We start from the raw sequence: 16,524 nt of genomic DNA on the forward strand, positions 1-16,524 counted from the left end.
TTCCCTTAAAACCATAAATTATCCAATAATCTTGTTTTTCCAACTTTTCCAGCGATTAAAGCAATTGCTTCATTGTGTTTGGGAGTAGAGGTGATATGAAGGTTGTAATCTGTGATTGTAAAATAATCTAACTCTACATGAGAAATGCAAGTTTTTGCTTGTGCAATAAGCTCTTTGCTTGAATTGCATCCTTGTTTGAATAAAGTTTCCATTTTTTGAAGAGCTTTTGGTATTTCTAGGGCAATTGTACGCTCTTCTTCAGAGAGATAAATATTCCTTGAGCTTAGAGCTAAGCCATCAGCGTCTCTTATAGTTTCACAAGGAATAATTGTAAGTGGTAGAAACATATCTTGCACTAATCTTTTTAAGATTAGCAATTGCTGTGCGTCTTTTTGTCCAAAATATGCGAAATGAGGCTGGATAAGATTAAAGAGTTTTAAAACAACTTGCAAGACACCATTAAAGTGATTTTCTCTTACAAATCCTTCAAATACATATCCCATAGACTTTGGAGGATTGAGAGTAATTTCATCCTCTTTTTGATACATTTCTGTTATTTGTGGAGCAAATACGGCACTAACTCCTAGTTTTTGACAAATCTCACAATCTTTTTCTAAAGTGCGAGGATATTTGTTGAAATCTTCAGTTGGTCCAAATTGTGTGGGATTTACAAAAATACTTACGATTGTGTGGGTATTTTGTTGGATAGATTTTTGCATAAGGCTTTGATGACCTTTATGCAGTGCCCCCATTGTAGGGACTAATCCCAAAGTATCTTGATGGATTAGGGATTTTTTAAAATCTTTTAATTCCTGGATAGTTGTTAAGACTTGCATTTTTCTATTTCCTCATAGATTTTCTTTACAGTTAGTATGGGATTGGCACTTTTGTAGATAGGGCGGCCTACTACGATAAAATCTGATTGATTTTCATAGGCTTGTTGGATTGTTGCTACGCGTTTTTGATCATCAGCATCTTCTGCAAAGGGTCGAATCCCTGGAGTGAGGGTAAGAAAATCTTTGTGAGTATGTTGTTTGATACTTAAGCTTTCATAAGCTGAGCAGACAATGCCATCAAGATTGCTTTCATACGCAATTTTTGCAAGTAGTGTTGCTTGAGTGTCAATAGAAGTGTGATAAATTTCTTCAAAAGTAGAATTATCAAAGCTTGTGAGAGCTGTCACGCCAAATACAAGCGGTCGTTTTTGTAGAGATTTGAGACTTTGCATAAGCGCAGACATCGCAATTCTCCCACTACTTGTATGAATGGTAATCATATCTACATTTAGTTTTGCACATTCTAATGCAGAATCTATCATTGTATTAGGAATATCATAGAGTTTGAGATCCAAAAATATTTTAAATTCAGGATTGATTTGTTTGATGAGATTTAAAAAATTTTTTCCATCTCGGATATAACTTCTTAAGCCCACCTTTACCCATAGATTTGGGAAATTGTGCAAATTTTCTAAGAGTTTGAGGTTTTGCTCCTGATGTTCAAGATCTAAGGCTATACAGAGTTTCATTTTTTCTCCTAATGATTTGAGTAAAGTGGAGTTCAGATATCCTAAAAATGCCTAAAATAATACCAAAAAGTTAGAATTATTAAACTATGATATCTCTGCTTTATTTGAAAAATATATCCTTAAAAACTTTGAGATGATAAAGAATAGTTATGAGGTATAATTGCAGATTTTTAAACTATATTTTGGTGTGTAGCTTATGAAAGAATTATTTGATGGTGTTGTGAAGTTTCAAGAAGATGATTTTGTGCAATACAAGGATTTATATGAGAGTTTGAAAAAACATCAAGAACCTCATACACTTTTTTTAACTTGTGTAGATTCTAGAGTGGTGCCAAATCTTATTACAAACTCTCTGCCAGGAGATTTGTTTGTAGTGAGAAATATGGGGAATATCGTGCCTCCTTATAGACAAGATTCTAATCTACGAGATGGCTATCTTTCTACTACATCTGCCATTGAATATGCATTGAGCATTTTAGGGATAAGAAATATTATTATTTGTGGGCATAGTGATTGTGGTGCTTGTAGTGCTATTTATGAAGATGAAGAGACACTAAATAAAGCACCTTATGTAAAAAAATGGATTGAGCTATTAAATCCTGTTAAAGAAAAAGTTTTGGAGTTAAATCCTAAAAGCAAAGTTAAGAGAATGTGGCTCACTGAGCAAATAAATATAGAAAAGCAGCTTGAAAATCTAATGACTTATCCTTTTGTAGAAGAAATGTTTGATAGAGGAGAGCTAAGGATTTATGGTTGGTATTATATAATTTCTACAGGTCAGGTATTTAATTATAATATGATTACAAAAGAGTTTAAACCCATCAATAAGGATAAAAAATGAGTAAGATGATTTTTTTGAGTGGTCCTTGTGTGATTGAAAGTTATGAGAATCTAAGGCGTGTTGCAGAGGACTTAAAATTTTTAGCCACACATCCAAAGATTGATTTTTATTTCAAAGCAAGTTTTGATAAGGCTAATCGCACAAGTTTGGAGAGTTTTAGAGGTCCGGGATTAAAAGATGGGCTTGAGCTACTAAAAAGAATCAAAGAAGAGTTTGATTATAAAATTATTACAGATATTCACGAAAGTTATCAAGCAAAGGAAATCGCTCAAGTTGCTGATGTGATTCAAATACCAGCATTTCTATGCCGACAAACAGATTTGATTGTTGAGGTAGCTAAGACAGATTGTATTGTAAATATCAAAAAAGGACAATTTATGAATCCAAATGATATGCAATATTCTGTTTTAAAAGCAATTAAGACAAGGGGAGGAGGTCAAGCGACATACGAAGAAAGTAAAAAATATGGCATTTGGGTTACAGAGAGAGGCAATAGTTTTGGATATGGAAATTTAGTTGTAGATATGAGATCTTTGGTTATTATGAGAAAATTTGCTCCAGTCATATTTGATGCAACACATAGTGTGCAGATGCCAGGTGGTGCCAATGGCAAGAGTGGGGGAGATAGGACATTTGTGCCATATCTTGCAAAAGCTGCAGCAAGTGTTGGAGTAGATGGTTTTTTTGCAGAAACTCACTTTAACCCAGATGAGGCATTAAGTGATGGTCCAAATATGATACCTACAAATAATATGCAGGCATTAGTAGAAAAAATCTTAAAAATACAGGAGGTTGCACAATGAATATATTGGAAGGAAGAATAACATTAAGTGGTAATGAAAAAATTGCCATTATTGCAAGCAGATTTAATCATATTATCACAGATCGTTTGGTTGAGGGTGCAAAGGATAGTTTTTTAAGACACGGAGGTAATGAGGATTTCTTAGATCTTATCTTGGTTCCTGGTGCATATGAAATACCATTTGTTTTAGATAGGTTGCTTGCAGGTAACAAATATGATGGTATTTGCACATTGGGTGCAATTATAAGAGGAAGTACACCGCATTTTGATTATGTTAGTGCTGAGGCAACAAAGGGTATTGCTAATACAACATTAAAATATCAAACACCTGTAATTTTTGGAGTTTTAACAACAGAGACCATAGAGCAAGCCATTGAGCGTGCTGGTAGCAAAGTAGGCAATAAGGGCTTTGAGGCAATGAGTGGTCTTATTGAACTCATCAATCTTTACAAAAAGTTTTAAAATGGCTACAAGATCTCAAGCTAGAGAGGCTGTCGTAGGATTGCTTTATGCTTATGATAGTGGGAATATTGATATTAGGAAATTAGCAAAAGAGGTTTTGGAAGAAAAAAAAATCCGCAATAAACAACAAGAATTTGCCCTAGAGCTTTTTGATGGAGTGATTTCTAAGATGCAATTTTTAGATGATCAGATATCAAAACAGCTTAAAGATTGGGAATTAAGCAAACTTGGCGGTATGGAGCGAGCTATTTTGAGGCTTGGAGTATATGAGATTCTTTTTAGCCACACAGATAAACCTGTTGTAATCAATGAAGCCATAGAACTTGCTAAGAGTTATGGAGAAGAAATGGCTCCAAAACTTATCAATGGGATTTTAGATTCTATCAATAAAGAATAGAAATGCTAAAAAAGATATTATTTTTTTTCACAATCATTAGTTTTTTAGAATCTAGTGCCTTTGATAAAGCACTAGAAGATTTAATCTTTTTAAATTATCAAATCACTCAAAGTAAGAACAATCAAGATGTAGATAATATTTCTTTGCTAGAAGAAGAGAAGATTTATGAATTAAAAAAACTAACTTTAGAACTCTTGACATCAAAAGAAAACTTTAATGAAGCTATCAATGAGATTACAAAAAAGCAAGAGGAGATTAGAGGGCTTATCCAAACACAAATGCGAGATGATACTAAAAAGTCTTTGCTAAAGGAGCATTTGGAATTAGCCAATTTAGAGCTTGCAAGGATTATGCAGAGCTTTGCTTCTAATTTGCAAAAAAATATCGGGATTTTTTCTCAAGAAAAAGATGTTGTTTTTATCGTAAAAAATACACTTCAAGAGCTTAATAAACAACAAAATTTTAAAAATCAAACCAAAAATGAAGCCATCATAAGATACCAAGAAACTCTAAAAACTTATAAAGAAGTAGTGACATATTTTCTTGAACATCCAAGGACCCTGCTTCCTCAAAATGCTTTTTTAAATTTAGGTGTTGGCTGGATTTTGCAACAAATTGATATGTGGATTCCTATTAAGACTTTTGATTTGTTTTTTGCCAAATTGATTTTATCAGCAGTTTTATTGATTGTTTTATTAGCGTGTAGAAAAGTTTTAGCAAGATTGATTTTTTTTATGTTGAATTTTTTTATGCATATTGCAAAAAAAGATAGCAACCTAAAGGATACTATTTGCAAAGATATTGTAACCCCAATTACTTATGTTTTACTTGTGGCAAGTTTTGATATTGCAGTAAGTGTGCTTTATTATCCCAATGCACCATCAGAAAAAATAGAGATTTGGTTTGGGGTGTCTTATATTGTTTTGGGTGTATGGTTTTTTATTACCCTGTTACGTTCTTATGGTGTTGGTCTTATGGGGAGTATCTTGCAAAAAAAGGATGGTTTTAGGAGAGAAGCCATTAACTTGATTTTAAAAATTAGCTATTTTATTATTTTTCTAATCGGACTTTTGATTGCCCTAAAATATTTAGGTTTCAATGTATCCACCATTATGGCTTCTTTGGGTATAGGAGGTTTGGCAGTAGCATTGGCTCTTAAGGATATGTTGGCAAATTTTTTTGCATCTGTAATGCTTTTGTTTGAAAATTCTTTTTCTCAAGGGGATTGGATTGTTTGTAATGGGATTGAGGGGACTGTTGTTGAAATGGGATTAAGACGCACTACAATTAGGACTTTTGATAATGCTCTAGTGCTTGTTCCAAACTCCACACTTGCTAATGGCGCTATTTTAAATTGGAATCGAAGAAAAATGGGTAGGCGTATCAAGATGAGTATAGGGGTTACTTATGATTCTCCTATGGAAAATTTAAGGCAATGTATCAAGGATATTAGGCAAATGTTGCTGGATCATCCAAAGATTGCAAAATCAGATGAAAAAAATATTGAACTAGATCGCTATGAGCTTGCATTAAAGCAAAACATAGTTTCTATGCAAGATTTATTGGGCTATAAGGATAACTTATTTGTAGTGTTGGATACTTTTGCAGATAGCTCTATAAATATTTTAGTGTATTGTTTTAGCAAAAGCGTGATTTGGGGGGAATTTTTGGATATAAAGCAAGATGTGATGTTTAAGATTATGGATATTGTAGAAAAAAATAATTTGAGTTTTGCTTTCCCATCACAAAGTATTTATGTAGAAAGCCTTCCAGATAAAATGGGAGCAAAGCTTTAGGCTTTTTGAATTTTAGTTATAATTTTAAAAATTAGAGATTAGGAGCATATTATGAAAATACAACGTTTGGTAATGGGGGGGGGGATTTTATTTTGCTGCCTTTTAAGCAGTAATATTTTTGCACAAGATCTTGATGAGGAAATTCAAAGATTAGAAAAACAAAACAAGCTTTTAGAATTAAAGAAAAAGCAAAAACAACTTCAAAATGAACTCCAAGATGATAATCTATCATCTGATACTACACAGGCTAAAACAGAGAGTAATCAAAAAGATTTAAGCAAAGCTAAAGAAAAAAGTGGATTTTTCATTGGAGTAGAGGGAGTATTGGGAAGTGTGCAAATTAGCCAAAAGGATCCAGATTTAACCAATGGTGTAATTTCTTTGAATCTTAATAAAACTAGTAATAATTTTGCTTTTGATGGTGGTTTATTGTTAGGTTATCAAAAATATTTTGGAGAGAGTGCAAAACACGGATTGAAAATTTCTACTCATTTATATAGTGGAGTGGGTTATGAACTTTCATTAAAAGGGCTGTCTACTATTTCATCAAGATCAACTTCGGTGCTAGGAGATATTTCAACAACAGTAAACTATATTCCTATTAAAGTGGGCATTGACATAAAATATCTTTGGGATTTTTTAGAAAAAGGCAAATCTGCGTTGGGATTGAATGTGGGGTTTGGATATGAGTTTGATTATTATATTGGTAATTTCTCTTTAGAATTTAAAAGCTCTGTTCTTGATGCTGGCGGTTCTGTGTTGATTGATAATATTGCCTCAACAATTTATCCTACAATCGGGTTGCATTATGTCTATAATAAACATCATAGTTTTGAAATAAATTATCGCTTTGGTGGAATGATAACTTTTTTTGGCAGTAAAACAAGCAATCCTTCTTTGAAAACCACTTCAAAAATCAGTGGTGCTAATTATGTAATGTATTTTACAGATGGAATTAAACATACTATTGCTATGTCAAATTTCTTTATTTTCAACTATACCTATAAGTTCTAATTTCTTTATCTTTTTAGATAAAGAAAAATACATTTATCTCATATTGATATAGAAAAATCATTATTAGTAGAAATTAAAGATAATAATACAAAAACGATTGATAATATGGATTTAATTAAGGGGTGGTACGCCCGGCAGGATTCGAACCTGCGACCTACGGCTTAGAAGGCTGTTGCTCTATCCAGCTGAGCTACGAGCGCGTATAATAAATTTTTGAGTTAGGTGGTACGCCCGAAGGGAGTCGAACCCCTAACCCCCAGATCCGAAGTCTGGTGCTCTATCCAATTGAGCTACGAACGCAAGTCATTATTGTATAAATCATCTTATAATTTTTTATTTAATGGGGTGGATGATGGGGCTCGAACCCACGACCCTCAGAGCCACAACCTGATGCTCTAACCAACTGAGCTACATCCACCATTTAACAATAATAACAAGTTAATGGTCGGGGCGAAAGGATTCGAACCTTCGACCCCTTGGTCCCAAACCAAGTGCGCTAACCAGACTGCGCTACGCCCCGAATAAAGAAGCAAATTATACTCTAAGAGTGCTATTTTGTCAAGTTTTATACACTATATCTTTGATTAAGTTGCAAAGAAAAATAAGAGGTAGTTTGAAAGATAATATCCTATGCAAGCCAAAATATATGCCGTAAGTGTTGTGAAGGCAAAAAGACCTATAACAAATTTTAATCCACCAGCCTCTCTGCCAAAAGTAATAGTTGCCGCAAAACAAGGCATATAAAACACAATAAAAATTAAAAATGCAATTGCTGATGGCATAGATACAGAATTTTTGATGGCTGTTTGTAAATCTTGTGAGCTTGCATCTTGCGAATTTCCTAGAGCATATAAAACCCCAAGAGTTGAGACGACTACTTCTTTTGCTGCAAATCCTGTGACCAAAGATACAGAAAGTCTCCAATCAAAGCCCATAGGGGTAAAAATAGGTTCTAGCAACATTCCTATTTTTCCAGAGTAACTTTGTTTTAATAAAAGTTCATCTCTTTGATTCTCTAGATTTAATATTTTTTCATCTTGTTCTTCTTTTGAGAGATTTGAATGTTGTATTTGCATAATTTGTTGATTATAGATTTGTTGTATTTGAGGATTTTTGGGATATTGTGAGGCAAACCAGATCAAAATAGAGCCAAAAAGAATAAAGGTGCCAGCTTTTTTAAGATACATTATGACTTTTGTCCAAATGCTAAACCATACAATCTTATAGCTAGGGAATCTATATTTTGGCATTTCCATAACAAAAGGTTCATTGTTGCCAGCAAAGACTGTTAGCTTTAAAACTTTTGCCAGTATAAGTGCGATAATAGCACCAAAAATATAAACACCAAAAAGTATGATGCCTGCATATTTATCTGGAAAAAAAGCGCCGATAAACAACACATAAATTGGTAATCTTGCACTACAACTCATAAAACCAATCAAAAAAAGTGTAATCATTCTTTCATTTTTATTTTGCAAAGTTCTTGTTGCCATATATGCAGGGACACTGCAACCAAAACCAGTGACAAGGGGAATGAAACTTTTTCCATGCAATCCAAATTTATGAAAAATTCCATCAAGCAAAAAGGCGACGCGTGACATATATCCTGTTCCCTCAAGCAATGAGATACCAAAATAAAGAATAGCTATTAGAGGTAAAAATGAGATTACTGCACCTACGCCTTTGATAATTCCATCACCCACAAGAGAGGCTATCTCTTCGTGCTGTATCATTGTCTTTGCAAAATCTCCAAAGGAATCTAGAGCATTTTCTAAAAGATCTTTTAAAAATCCCCCCGCAAAAAAAGTAAGTTCAAATAAAATAAACATAAACAACAGGAAAATAGGAATGCCAAGATATTGATTTAAAAAAATAGAATCTAATTTTTTTGTTCGTGAGATATGGGTATTTTTTTGACTACTGGCTTCCTTGCTAGCACCTCTTGCAAAAGAGATGGCATCAAATTTGAAAATATTTTGAATATTTTTTTCTTGTGTGTATTTAAAAAGCTCAGAAAGGGATTTTTGAATATGCATATTGATTTCAAAATAAGAGGGCTTATCATGCAAAAAAGCATAGATATTTTTTTCTTGAGAGAGGAGTAGTATGGCAATATCTCGCAAGTTGTAATGAGGGTTTGTTTGCTGTATGAAATTTTTAATTTCAAGATATTGTTTTTGGGTAAGAAAATTTTGAATATTAGTAATTTGTTCTTCTATGTGATTGTTATAAAATCTTTTTGGTGCATAAAATGGTTTTTCAAAAACCTCAAGAATTGTATCTAGTAAGATTTTGTGGTTTTGATTGCTAGTAGCAGTTGTAGGGATGCAAGGGACACCTAAAATCTCACTTAGTAAATGCTCATTGATTTGAATGGATTCTTTTTGTGCTTCATCAAACATATTTAAAGCAATAATGGTTTTTTTCTTTAGGGCAAAAATTTCAGAACTTAAAACAAGATTTCTTTCAAGATTTGTAGAATCTACGACATTTAAGATGATGTCATAGTTTTGTGTTTGCAAAAAATCTTTAGTAATCTGTTCTTCAAGTGTAAAGTCATTTAGGGCATAAGTTCCAGGTAGATCAATGATAATAATTTGAGTATTTTTGTAGATAAGAGATGCTTGGGCTTTTTCTACTGTAACCCCAGTAAAATTGCCCACTTTGAGATGCGCACCGCTAAGATTGTTGATTAAAGAAGTTTTTCCTACATTTGGTTGTCCGACAAGAGCAATGGTAATGGTTTGCATACTTTAACCCTACAAAAAATTTGGGGTAATTATATCCTAAATAATACTAATTCTTATTATTTGTAGCAAGATAAATTTGATTATTTTTGATTTCAGCTTTTTTATTTTGTATGAGATCATTTATAGTTTTTTTAAAAAGTTTTTTGCTTATTCCAAAGGCATTTTGAATATCTTGAGGACTAGAATCAAGATTTAGAGATAGAGTTTTTTGTGTTTTAAGAGTATGGATTATTTTTTGTATTGCTTTGGAATAATCAAGCACAAGATCGAGTTTCCCATCTGGCCGAATTTTATTGATTTGAACTACTAGGGGTTTGAGTAATGTGATTTGCTCTTTTAAATCGTTTTGATAAAGTATTCCGTAATATTGATTATCTACAACACATCCAATTCCAAGTGGTGTTTTTTCAAATCCAAAAGCTGGAAGTTTAAGAAAGCGTTTGTGTTTTTTCTTAAAGGGTTTTAAGAAACTTTTAATTCCTAGTTTTGCAATTAGGCGATTTTGTTTATCAAGAGTAATAAATACACACACTTTTTCTCCCACTTTAAAGCGACTAGGGTTTTTTGTTGGCATAAAAATATCTTTATCCAAACCTATGTGCAAGAAACAACCAAAACTATCAATGCTTTTAATTTCCAAAATTGCAATTTCATCGCATTTTGCAAGAGGTTTTTGTGTGGTGGCAACAATTCTATCTTGAGAATCTGTATGAATAAATACTTCAATCAGATCCCCAATTTTTAAATCATCAGATAGAAATTTTTTTGGCAATAAAACTTCATTATCACCATTTTTACTCTCAAGATAAGCGCCATGTGCGCTAAATCTTTTGATGTGAAGAGAATTTATAGTGCCTATTTGCATATTTATTTATACTCATAGATAAAAGGCACACCTTTTATAAGACCTGAATCTGCTATTTTTTTTGTAATGTTTTCTACTTTTTTAATCTCTTTTGCATTAGATTCTTGAGCTTTAAAAGTTGTTGCATAGACTTGCTGTAAAAGATTTACTTTTTCTTTGGTTTCTTTTAGGGATTTAATTTTTTCTAAAATATTTGCAGCCTTGTTGATAGAATCTTGCCCCATATAAGCTACCAAAACCATATATACATTACTTTCCTTTAGCTTTTCATCAATATGTCGTAGTTCATCTTGACAGTGAGGGCACATAGGATCAGAAATGATATAGGTAATTTTTTGATTATTTTTTGTCGTAGAGTTTAATTTGATTACATAGTCATCAGGTATAGATTCTAAGAGTTTGTTAATCGCAGCAGAATTTACTTGCTTATCATTTTGACTTTGAATTTTTTGAATAATTTCTCCAATGAGTTTGGTATCTGCCTCATTTACACTAAAAAAAATATTAGTAAGAGCAAATAACATAGAGCCATCCTTATCTGTTATGATAGGAATTTGTGTTTTTGAGAGTGTATCTTCTAAAATCACTACTTTAAAGTTAGTATTAGCCTTTAAATCATAAGTTTGCATGACTTTAATGTCTTGCTTTGTTTTTTCTTTGATAAGCTTGGTGAGATTTTCTTGCATATTTGCTTGCATAAAAACAAAAGAAAACAAAAATATAAAGAAGAATTTTTTCATTGCAAAAGCTCCTTATTTGGAATATAAAGGTTAGAATTCTACATCAATAAGACAAATTCTAATTAAACCTATTTTATTAAAAAGGCTATAAAATGATTATTATTCCTGCAAGACTTGCCTCGAGTAGATTCCCACAAAAAATGCTTGCTGATATTTTTGGCAAGCCTTTGATAATAGCTACTGCGATGAATGCAGCTCAAGTAGATGATGTGGTGGTTGCGTGTGATGATGAAATCATTTTAGATTTATGCAAAAAGTATTATATTAAGGCTGTTTTAACAAATAAGGCGCATACTAGTGGAACAGATAGATGTGCTGAAGCTTGTAGAATCTTGAGAATTTCTCCAAATGAGATTGTTTTGAATGTGCAAGGTGATGAGCCATTTTTAGAAAAAGAAGTAATAAAGACGCTTCAAGGATTGGTAAAAACAAGTGATTTTATGGCAAGTTTGGCAAAAAGAATTACACAACAAGAAGCTTTGGATTCTAATCTTGTAAAAGTTGTTTTAGATAATTGCAATAATGCGATTTATTTTTCAAGAGCATCAATACCATTTAATCGTGATGGCATACAGGCAGTTGAATATTATGGACATTTAGGGTTATATGGTTTTTATAATTGGAGTTTGCAAGAATTTTGTAGTTTAGAAAAAACGCTTTTAGAGGATATAGAAAAGTTAGAGCAGTTGCGTGCAATTTATTATCAAAAATGCATAAAAATGGCAATTGTTGAAACAAAGAGTATAGGAATTGATACACCTAGTGATTTAGAAAACGCACTTCAAAAACAATCTTTTGTTGTGTTATAATCTAAAAATATCTTAATCTATGTTAAGACAATTTTTAAATTTAAAAATAAGGGCTTTTTTGAAAAAATTTATTTTTTACTTTATTGTTATGGTTTCTTTGGGTTATGCACAGCAAGATGGTCATATTGTAGCTACTGATATTAGGGATATTGCTCAAAGAGGGACAGAGAGTTTGGCTGCAGAATATAGCAAAAAGTTTAGTCAAAAGACAATTGCTTATGCTAATTTTATAGATGAAACAGGACATGATTTAGATGTTGGGTTGATGAATGAGGTTTTGCAACAAGATATCAAAAAAGAAACAAAAATTAAGCTTATAAAGCTTACAGAGGCAAAGAAAACGGATAATGCAACACAACCAGATTTATATTTGAGTGGCAGGGTTACGCAAAAATCTGTGAGTATTAATGAAGATTTAAAGAAAGTAGATTATACATTTTGGCTTACACTAAAAGACACAAAAACAGATACTGCTGTTTGGAAAAAAAGTTGGCAAATTTCAAGAATGATACAAAGACATGCAAATCGAAATCCTAATAAATTTACAAAATATCATTATGTGTTTCAAGGGGGAGTAGATAATACAAAATCAAAGGAAAAACAACAAGATTTCAGGCATTCTCGATTTCTCTTGAGTGTTGAGGGTGGTTTTAGACTTCATAGAGAAAGTGATAAGGAAAAAGAGTTTGATGATGCAAATCTTTATGTCTTAAGGGCTAAGAGTGGTTTTATGTATCGTTGGAATCCTAGTATTTCTCTGTCTTTGCATGGTATTTATGAGCTTTGGCAAGATAAAGTGCAATCTAACAATTCTTTACAAAAAGTCATTACTCAAGAGGTTGGATTGGGCTCAATGTTACAACTTGGAAAAATTTATTTTGGTGGAGGGGCAACATACGGAATCAATCATTTAAATAAAGATTCTTTTGATAAAAAGTATATGCATCCGTATGCGGAAGGTGGAGTAATGTTTCTTGGAAAAACTGTGGGTATAAATGTTGGTACAAGATATGTATTTGCTCCCAATGATACATCATATAAAAACAAAGGATTAGCAGTCTTTGTGGGCTTAATGTTTGCATTTTAGGAATTTTTGTGAATAAGCCTATTTTTATTTTAGCTTTAAGCGCATTTTGTATGGGGGTTGCTGAATTTGTAGTAGCAGGCATTTTGCCTGATATTGCAATTTTTTTTCAAAAAACTCAAGCGCAAGTTGGTTGGCTTGTTACAATTTACGCCATAGGAGTGGTCATAGGTGCTCCTATTTTAAGCGTTCCATTAAGTCATATTGATAGGCGTCTTCAGCTTTTGATAAATCTTGGGATTTTTATTGTTGCAAATTTAGTAGTCGCATTAAGCGATGAATTTATGCTAACTTTTTTTGCAAGATTTATAGCTGGATGTATGCATGGAGTATTTTTTGTAAATGCAACTTTAAGTGTATTGCAAATTGCACCAAAGGGTAGGGAAAATAGCTCACTTGCTTTTATGGTTTCAGGTTTAACACTAGCTCTTGTGAGTGGTGTCCCCTTGGGGACATTTGTGGGGCATAGTTTTGGTTTTAAAAGTGTTTTTTTTCTGATTGCTTTTTTAAGTTTATTAGCTTTTTTGGGTGCTTTTTTCTCAATGCCAAAGAATCTTACAAGCACCCCTTCAAGGATTAAAAATCTTTATCTTTCTATAAAAATACCAGCTTTATTAAAGGTATATGCTGTTACTGCAGGGACTTGTGGAGCTGCTTTTGTGCTTTATACTTATATTGCAAAATTTCTCTTAGATCTTGCTGGTTTTACTGAAGAAACTATGGGGATATTATTGTTGCTTTATGGATGTAGTGCTGTTTTGGGTAATTTGTTTGGAGGGAAGCTAACAGATTCTAAGGGGTGCATCATGGCTTTAAGGCTAATTCTAATAGCTCAAGTTATTTTCTTTGCGCTTATGGGAATTAGTGTTTATATTAAGCCTCTTGTTATTATCAATTTATTCTTAATAGGTTTTGTGGCTTTTGCAGGGATTGCACCATTAAAGTCATTTTCAATGATTAGAGCACAGAAATATGCCAAAGATTTTAGCGAGAGTGCAGTGAGTGTCAATGAAGCAGCTTTTAATGTTGGAATAGCTCTAGCTTCATTTATGGGGGGCATTGTGGCTTCTAGCTTTGGCGTTGCTTTTAATCCATTTTTTGCTTCTCTTTTCGCATTGCCTGCGTTAATACTTGTTTTACTTACTCCCCGTAAGGTTTAATTTTATTTTAATCTTTTTTAAACTATAATAATAATTATTCTTATTTTAAGGGTCATTATTTTATGAGAAAGATTTTTAGTTTTATTATTCTTATAAGTGTATTGTTTACAGAGGATCCTAAGCAATACAATATCAATAAGATTGTAACTTCTGCTTCTGGATTTAATCAAGAATTAAAAGATGCTCCTGCGTCAATTTCTGTCGTAACTGGTGAGGAGTTAAAGGATAAGCCTGTAAGAGATTTAGGAGAAGCGCTCTCTTTAGTTCCTGGAGTGAGTATTGATCAAGAAGTTGGAAAGACAGGAGGATATAACATCTCTATTCGTGGTATGCCTTCAAGTTATACACTCATTTTGATGGATGGAAAAAGGCAAAATACCACAACTGCAGGACTTCCAAATGGATTTACTGAAACTTTTACAAGTTTTATGCCTCCAATTTCTGCAATTGAGCGTATAGAAGTGATTAGAGGGCCAGCCTCTACGCTTTATGGAAGTGATGCAATTGGAGGGATTGTAAATATCATTACCAAAAAGCAGTTTGATAAATGGGGCGGTAGTTTGGTATTAGATTCTGTTTTGCAAGAAGAAAGAGCTTTTGGGGATTTGTATGGTTTGAGTTTATGGGCAGGAGGACCTTTAGATAAAAATAAAAAGTGGTCTTTAACCTTGAGATTAAAAGAGCAATATCGCACTAAAGTCCCAGATAGTGCATTAAAAGTTGTTCCTAGTATATCAGGGGATAATAGTTCTTTATCTCGCAATGGAGTTGTAGGATTAAGTCAAAATAATAATTCCAATCTTGGTATGCGTATAGGCTTTATACCAAGTAAAGAAAATTATTTTTATTTGGATATTGATCATGGATTGCAGTGGTATGATAATTCTCAAAGCTTGCTAGGAACAACAGGAATTAACGGTGGTTATGCAAAGAATCTATTTTTTACAAGAAATAATGTTGTCTTGGCACATCAAGGCAAATATGAGCATATTAGCACAGATACAAGTATTCAATATAATTCAACCCTAAATAGTGGTAGGCTTGTTACTCCAAGTGCTGTTGGAGCAGATAGTCCACTGGTAGGGGAAGATAGAAATTTACTTGGACAAGATGTTATATTGGATCATAAAAGCGTTTTTGGAGTGGGGGATTTTAGCAATATTAGTGTTGGAGGGAGGTATTGGTTTGCTTCTTTGTATGACAAGGTGGTTCCAGATCCTTTTATGTATCAGCATAATGTAAGTTTGTTTGCAGAAAATGAGACAAATCTCACAGAAAAGTTGGCCTTAACATTAGGTCTTAGGGAAAATTATAATTCTAGTTTTGGTTTTAATGCTTCTCCAAGAGGCTATCTTGTTTATAATGCCTTGCAAAATTCAAAAATTGGAGATTTGATTATTAAGGGAGGTATTTCTACGGGATATAAAACTCCTACAGTTTCTCAACTTGTTTATGGAGTTAATGGTTTAACATCTCAAGGATTGGTTCCAACTTATGGTAATCCAGATCTAAAACCAGAAATTTCAATCAATTATGAGATAGGCGTGTCAAATGAAACTAGCTTAACAGAAGTTTCACTAACTGCATTTTTTATTGAATTTAGAGATAAGATTCAAAGCACAAGCGTAGCAAGTGGAGAGATGGTGCCTGTAAGTGGTGGGGGCATTTGTAACGCAACAAGTAGTTGTAGTTATAATATCAATGCAGATACAGCGCAATCTTATGGTATTGAAACATTTTTTGGTTTTAAACCTTATGATACAGGATATGGAAACATAGGTTTTAACCTCTCTTATACTTTTAATAAAACAGAACAAACCTCAGGAAGTGCTAAAGGTTTGCCATTAACAGATATTCCAGAACATTCCTTAAATGGAGCTATAACTTATGCTATAAAAAATGCAAGTTTTTATTTAAGAGGAGAGTTTAAAGCCAAGCAACTACGCACTCAAGTATCTTCTAGAGTAGGCACTAGTGCTAGTAGTCTGAGTGCTCTAGAGACTTTTAGGAAAAATAACCCTAGTTTAAGTGAATATTACAATCCTTATGTGCTTTTGCATATAGGTGGAAGCTATCAAATCACTAAAAATTTGAAGCTACATTTTGGAATCTATAATCTTTTAAATCAAAATTTTGTAGATTATGTGCTTGCATCTGATGGTAAGAATTCTTTTTATCTAAATAATTATAATTATGTGAGAGAGGGAAGAAGATATTACCTTTCCTTAAATATAGATTTTTAGGTTTTCTTATGTATAATTAGCCTTTTTATGAGAGAG

At 32.7% G+C, this 16,524-nt stretch carries 15 protein-coding genes and 4 tRNA genes; 10 read left to right on the forward strand and 9 right to left on the reverse strand.

Features of this window, described 5'->3' with window-relative positions:
• Positions 1-5: 5 nt before the first annotated feature.
• Both panC and pyrF read right to left on the reverse strand, forming a co-directional pair.
• Positions 6-836 carry a pantoate--beta-alanine ligase gene (panC, locus tag CQA57_RS00410; protein ID WP_115578258.1) on the reverse strand — a complete coding sequence of 277 codons (831 nt, stop codon included), beginning with the start codon at positions 834-836 and terminating at the stop codon, positions 6-8.
• Positions 824-1,525 (reverse strand): orotidine-5'-phosphate decarboxylase, encoded by a 702-nt coding sequence (gene pyrF / locus CQA57_RS00415; RefSeq protein ID WP_115578259.1) that lies wholly within the window; start codon positions 1,523-1,525, stop codon positions 824-826. The genes panC and pyrF overlap by 13 nt, the downstream gene beginning before the upstream one ends.
• A gap of 196 nt (positions 1,526-1,721) precedes the next feature.
• Between pyrF and CQA57_RS00420 the strand changes: the two genes are divergently transcribed.
• From CQA57_RS00420 to CQA57_RS00445, 6 genes are read left to right on the forward strand one after another with little or no spacing between them, the layout of a single operon-like run.
• Positions 1,722-2,366, forward strand: a complete 645-nt coding sequence (locus CQA57_RS00420) for a carbonic anhydrase (protein ID WP_115578260.1) — start codon at positions 1,722-1,724, stop codon at positions 2,364-2,366.
• A gap of 5 nt (positions 2,367-2,371) precedes the next feature.
• Positions 2,372-3,169: a 3-deoxy-8-phosphooctulonate synthase gene (gene kdsA / locus CQA57_RS00425; RefSeq protein ID WP_170126792.1), complete on the forward strand. Its 798-nt coding sequence runs from the start codon at positions 2,372-2,374 to the stop codon at positions 3,167-3,169.
• Positions 3,166-3,630 (forward strand): 6,7-dimethyl-8-ribityllumazine synthase, encoded by a 465-nt coding sequence (gene ribH, locus CQA57_RS00430; RefSeq protein ID WP_115578262.1) that lies wholly within the window; start codon positions 3,166-3,168, stop codon positions 3,628-3,630. The genes kdsA and ribH overlap by 4 nt, the downstream gene beginning before the upstream one ends.
• A 1-nt stretch (position 3,631) precedes the next feature.
• The gene (gene nusB / locus CQA57_RS00435; protein ID WP_115578263.1) at positions 3,632-4,027 is read left to right on the forward strand and encodes a transcription antitermination factor NusB; all 396 of its coding nucleotides are present in this window, start codon (positions 3,632-3,634) and stop codon (positions 4,025-4,027) included.
• Between the two features lie 2 nt (positions 4,028-4,029).
• Positions 4,030-5,823 carry a mechanosensitive ion channel family protein gene (locus CQA57_RS00440; protein ID WP_115578264.1) on the forward strand — a complete coding sequence of 598 codons (1,794 nt, stop codon included), beginning with the start codon at positions 4,030-4,032 and terminating at the stop codon, positions 5,821-5,823.
• Positions 5,824-5,874: 51 nt separating this feature from the next.
• Positions 5,875-6,837, forward strand: coding sequence for a hypothetical protein (locus CQA57_RS00445; protein WP_115578265.1), 963 nt, complete (start codon positions 5,875-5,877; stop codon positions 6,835-6,837).
• A gap of 123 nt (positions 6,838-6,960) precedes the next feature.
• Here CQA57_RS00445 and CQA57_RS00450 read toward each other — a convergent pair.
• The 7 genes from CQA57_RS00450 to CQA57_RS00480 all read right to left on the reverse strand — a co-directional run bounded on the left by CQA57_RS00450 (position 6,961) and on the right by CQA57_RS00480 (position 11,192).
• Positions 6,961-7,037: transfer RNA gene (locus CQA57_RS00450), tRNA-Arg, on the reverse strand.
• A gap of 23 nt (positions 7,038-7,060) precedes the next feature.
• A tRNA-Arg gene (locus tag CQA57_RS00455) sits at positions 7,061-7,137 on the reverse strand.
• Positions 7,138-7,178: 41 nt separating this feature from the next.
• A tRNA-His gene (locus tag CQA57_RS00460) sits at positions 7,179-7,255 on the reverse strand.
• 24 nt (positions 7,256-7,279) lie between these two features.
• Positions 7,280-7,357 (reverse strand) — tRNA-Pro (locus CQA57_RS00465).
• A 64-nt stretch (positions 7,358-7,421) separates the two neighbouring features.
• On the reverse strand, positions 7,422-9,587 hold the full coding sequence (gene feoB / locus CQA57_RS00470; protein WP_115578266.1) for a ferrous iron transport protein B: 2,166 nt from the start codon (positions 9,585-9,587) through the stop codon (positions 7,422-7,424).
• A 46-nt stretch (positions 9,588-9,633) separates the two neighbouring features.
• Complete coding sequence (locus CQA57_RS00475; protein ID WP_115578267.1) at positions 9,634-10,452, reverse strand: S1-like domain-containing RNA-binding protein; 819 nt, start codon at positions 10,450-10,452, stop codon at positions 9,634-9,636.
• Positions 10,453-10,454: 2 nt separating this feature from the next.
• Positions 10,455-11,192 carry a disulfide isomerase gene (locus CQA57_RS00480; protein ID WP_115578268.1) on the reverse strand — a complete coding sequence of 246 codons (738 nt, stop codon included), beginning with the start codon at positions 11,190-11,192 and terminating at the stop codon, positions 10,455-10,457.
• A 92-nt stretch (positions 11,193-11,284) separates the two neighbouring features.
• On the opposite strand from CQA57_RS00480, the gene kdsB reads away from it, so the two are divergent.
• From kdsB to CQA57_RS00500, 4 genes are all read left to right on the forward strand, one after another.
• The gene (kdsB, locus tag CQA57_RS00485) at positions 11,285-12,001 is read left to right on the forward strand and encodes a 3-deoxy-manno-octulosonate cytidylyltransferase (protein ID WP_115578269.1); all 717 of its coding nucleotides are present in this window, start codon (positions 11,285-11,287) and stop codon (positions 11,999-12,001) included.
• A gap of 58 nt (positions 12,002-12,059) precedes the next feature.
• Positions 12,060-13,088, forward strand: coding sequence for a hypothetical protein (locus tag CQA57_RS00490; RefSeq protein WP_170126787.1), 1,029 nt, complete (start codon positions 12,060-12,062; stop codon positions 13,086-13,088).
• 8 nt (positions 13,089-13,096) lie between these two features.
• Complete coding sequence (locus CQA57_RS00495; protein ID WP_281270369.1) at positions 13,097-14,245, forward strand: MFS transporter; 1,149 nt, start codon at positions 13,097-13,099, stop codon at positions 14,243-14,245.
• A 62-nt stretch (positions 14,246-14,307) separates the two neighbouring features.
• Positions 14,308-16,488, forward strand: coding sequence for a TonB-dependent receptor domain-containing protein (locus CQA57_RS00500; RefSeq protein WP_115578271.1), 2,181 nt, complete (start codon positions 14,308-14,310; stop codon positions 16,486-16,488).
• Positions 16,489-16,524 lie beyond the last annotated feature (36 nt).

Origin of the sequence: Helicobacter anseris, assembly GCF_003364335.1 — a bacterium.
Classification (GTDB): Bacteria; Campylobacterota; Campylobacteria; order Campylobacterales; family Helicobacteraceae; genus Helicobacter_H; species Helicobacter_H anseris.

Bases quoted from the DNA above. Each gene is read 5' to 3' on its own strand.
- CQA57_RS00420 (WP_115578260.1), top strand. From the start codon at position 1,722: ATGAAAGAATTATTTGATGGTGTTGTGAAGTTTCAAGAAGATGATTTT.
- nusB (WP_115578263.1), top strand. From the start codon at position 3,632: ATGGCTACAAGATCTCAAGCTAGAGAGGCTGTCGTAGGATTGCTTTAT.
- ribH (WP_115578262.1), top strand. From the start codon at position 3,166: ATGAATATATTGGAAGGAAGAATAACATTAAGTGGTAATGAAAAAATT.
- pyrF (WP_115578259.1), bottom strand. From the start codon at position 1,525: ATGAAACTCTGTATAGCCTTAGATCTTGAACATCAGGAGCAAAACCTC.
- CQA57_RS00500 (WP_115578271.1), top strand. From the start codon at position 14,308: ATGAGAAAGATTTTTAGTTTTATTATTCTTATAAGTGTATTGTTTACA.
- kdsB (WP_115578269.1), top strand. From the start codon at position 11,285: ATGATTATTATTCCTGCAAGACTTGCCTCGAGTAGATTCCCACAAAAA.
- CQA57_RS00480 (WP_115578268.1), bottom strand. From the start codon at position 11,192: ATGAAAAAATTCTTCTTTATATTTTTGTTTTCTTTTGTTTTTATGCAA.
- CQA57_RS00475 (WP_115578267.1), bottom strand. From the start codon at position 10,452: ATGCAAATAGGCACTATAAATTCTCTTCACATCAAAAGATTTAGCGCA.
- feoB (WP_115578266.1), bottom strand. From the start codon at position 9,587: ATGCAAACCATTACCATTGCTCTTGTCGGACAACCAAATGTAGGAAAA.
- CQA57_RS00445 (WP_115578265.1), top strand. From the start codon at position 5,875: ATGAAAATACAACGTTTGGTAATGGGGGGGGGGATTTTATTTTGCTGC.
- panC (WP_115578258.1), bottom strand. From the start codon at position 836: ATGCAAGTCTTAACAACTATCCAGGAATTAAAAGATTTTAAAAAATCC.
- kdsA (WP_170126792.1), top strand. From the start codon at position 2,372: ATGATTTTTTTGAGTGGTCCTTGTGTGATTGAAAGTTATGAGAATCTA.
- CQA57_RS00440 (WP_115578264.1), top strand. From the start codon at position 4,030: ATGCTAAAAAAGATATTATTTTTTTTCACAATCATTAGTTTTTTAGAA.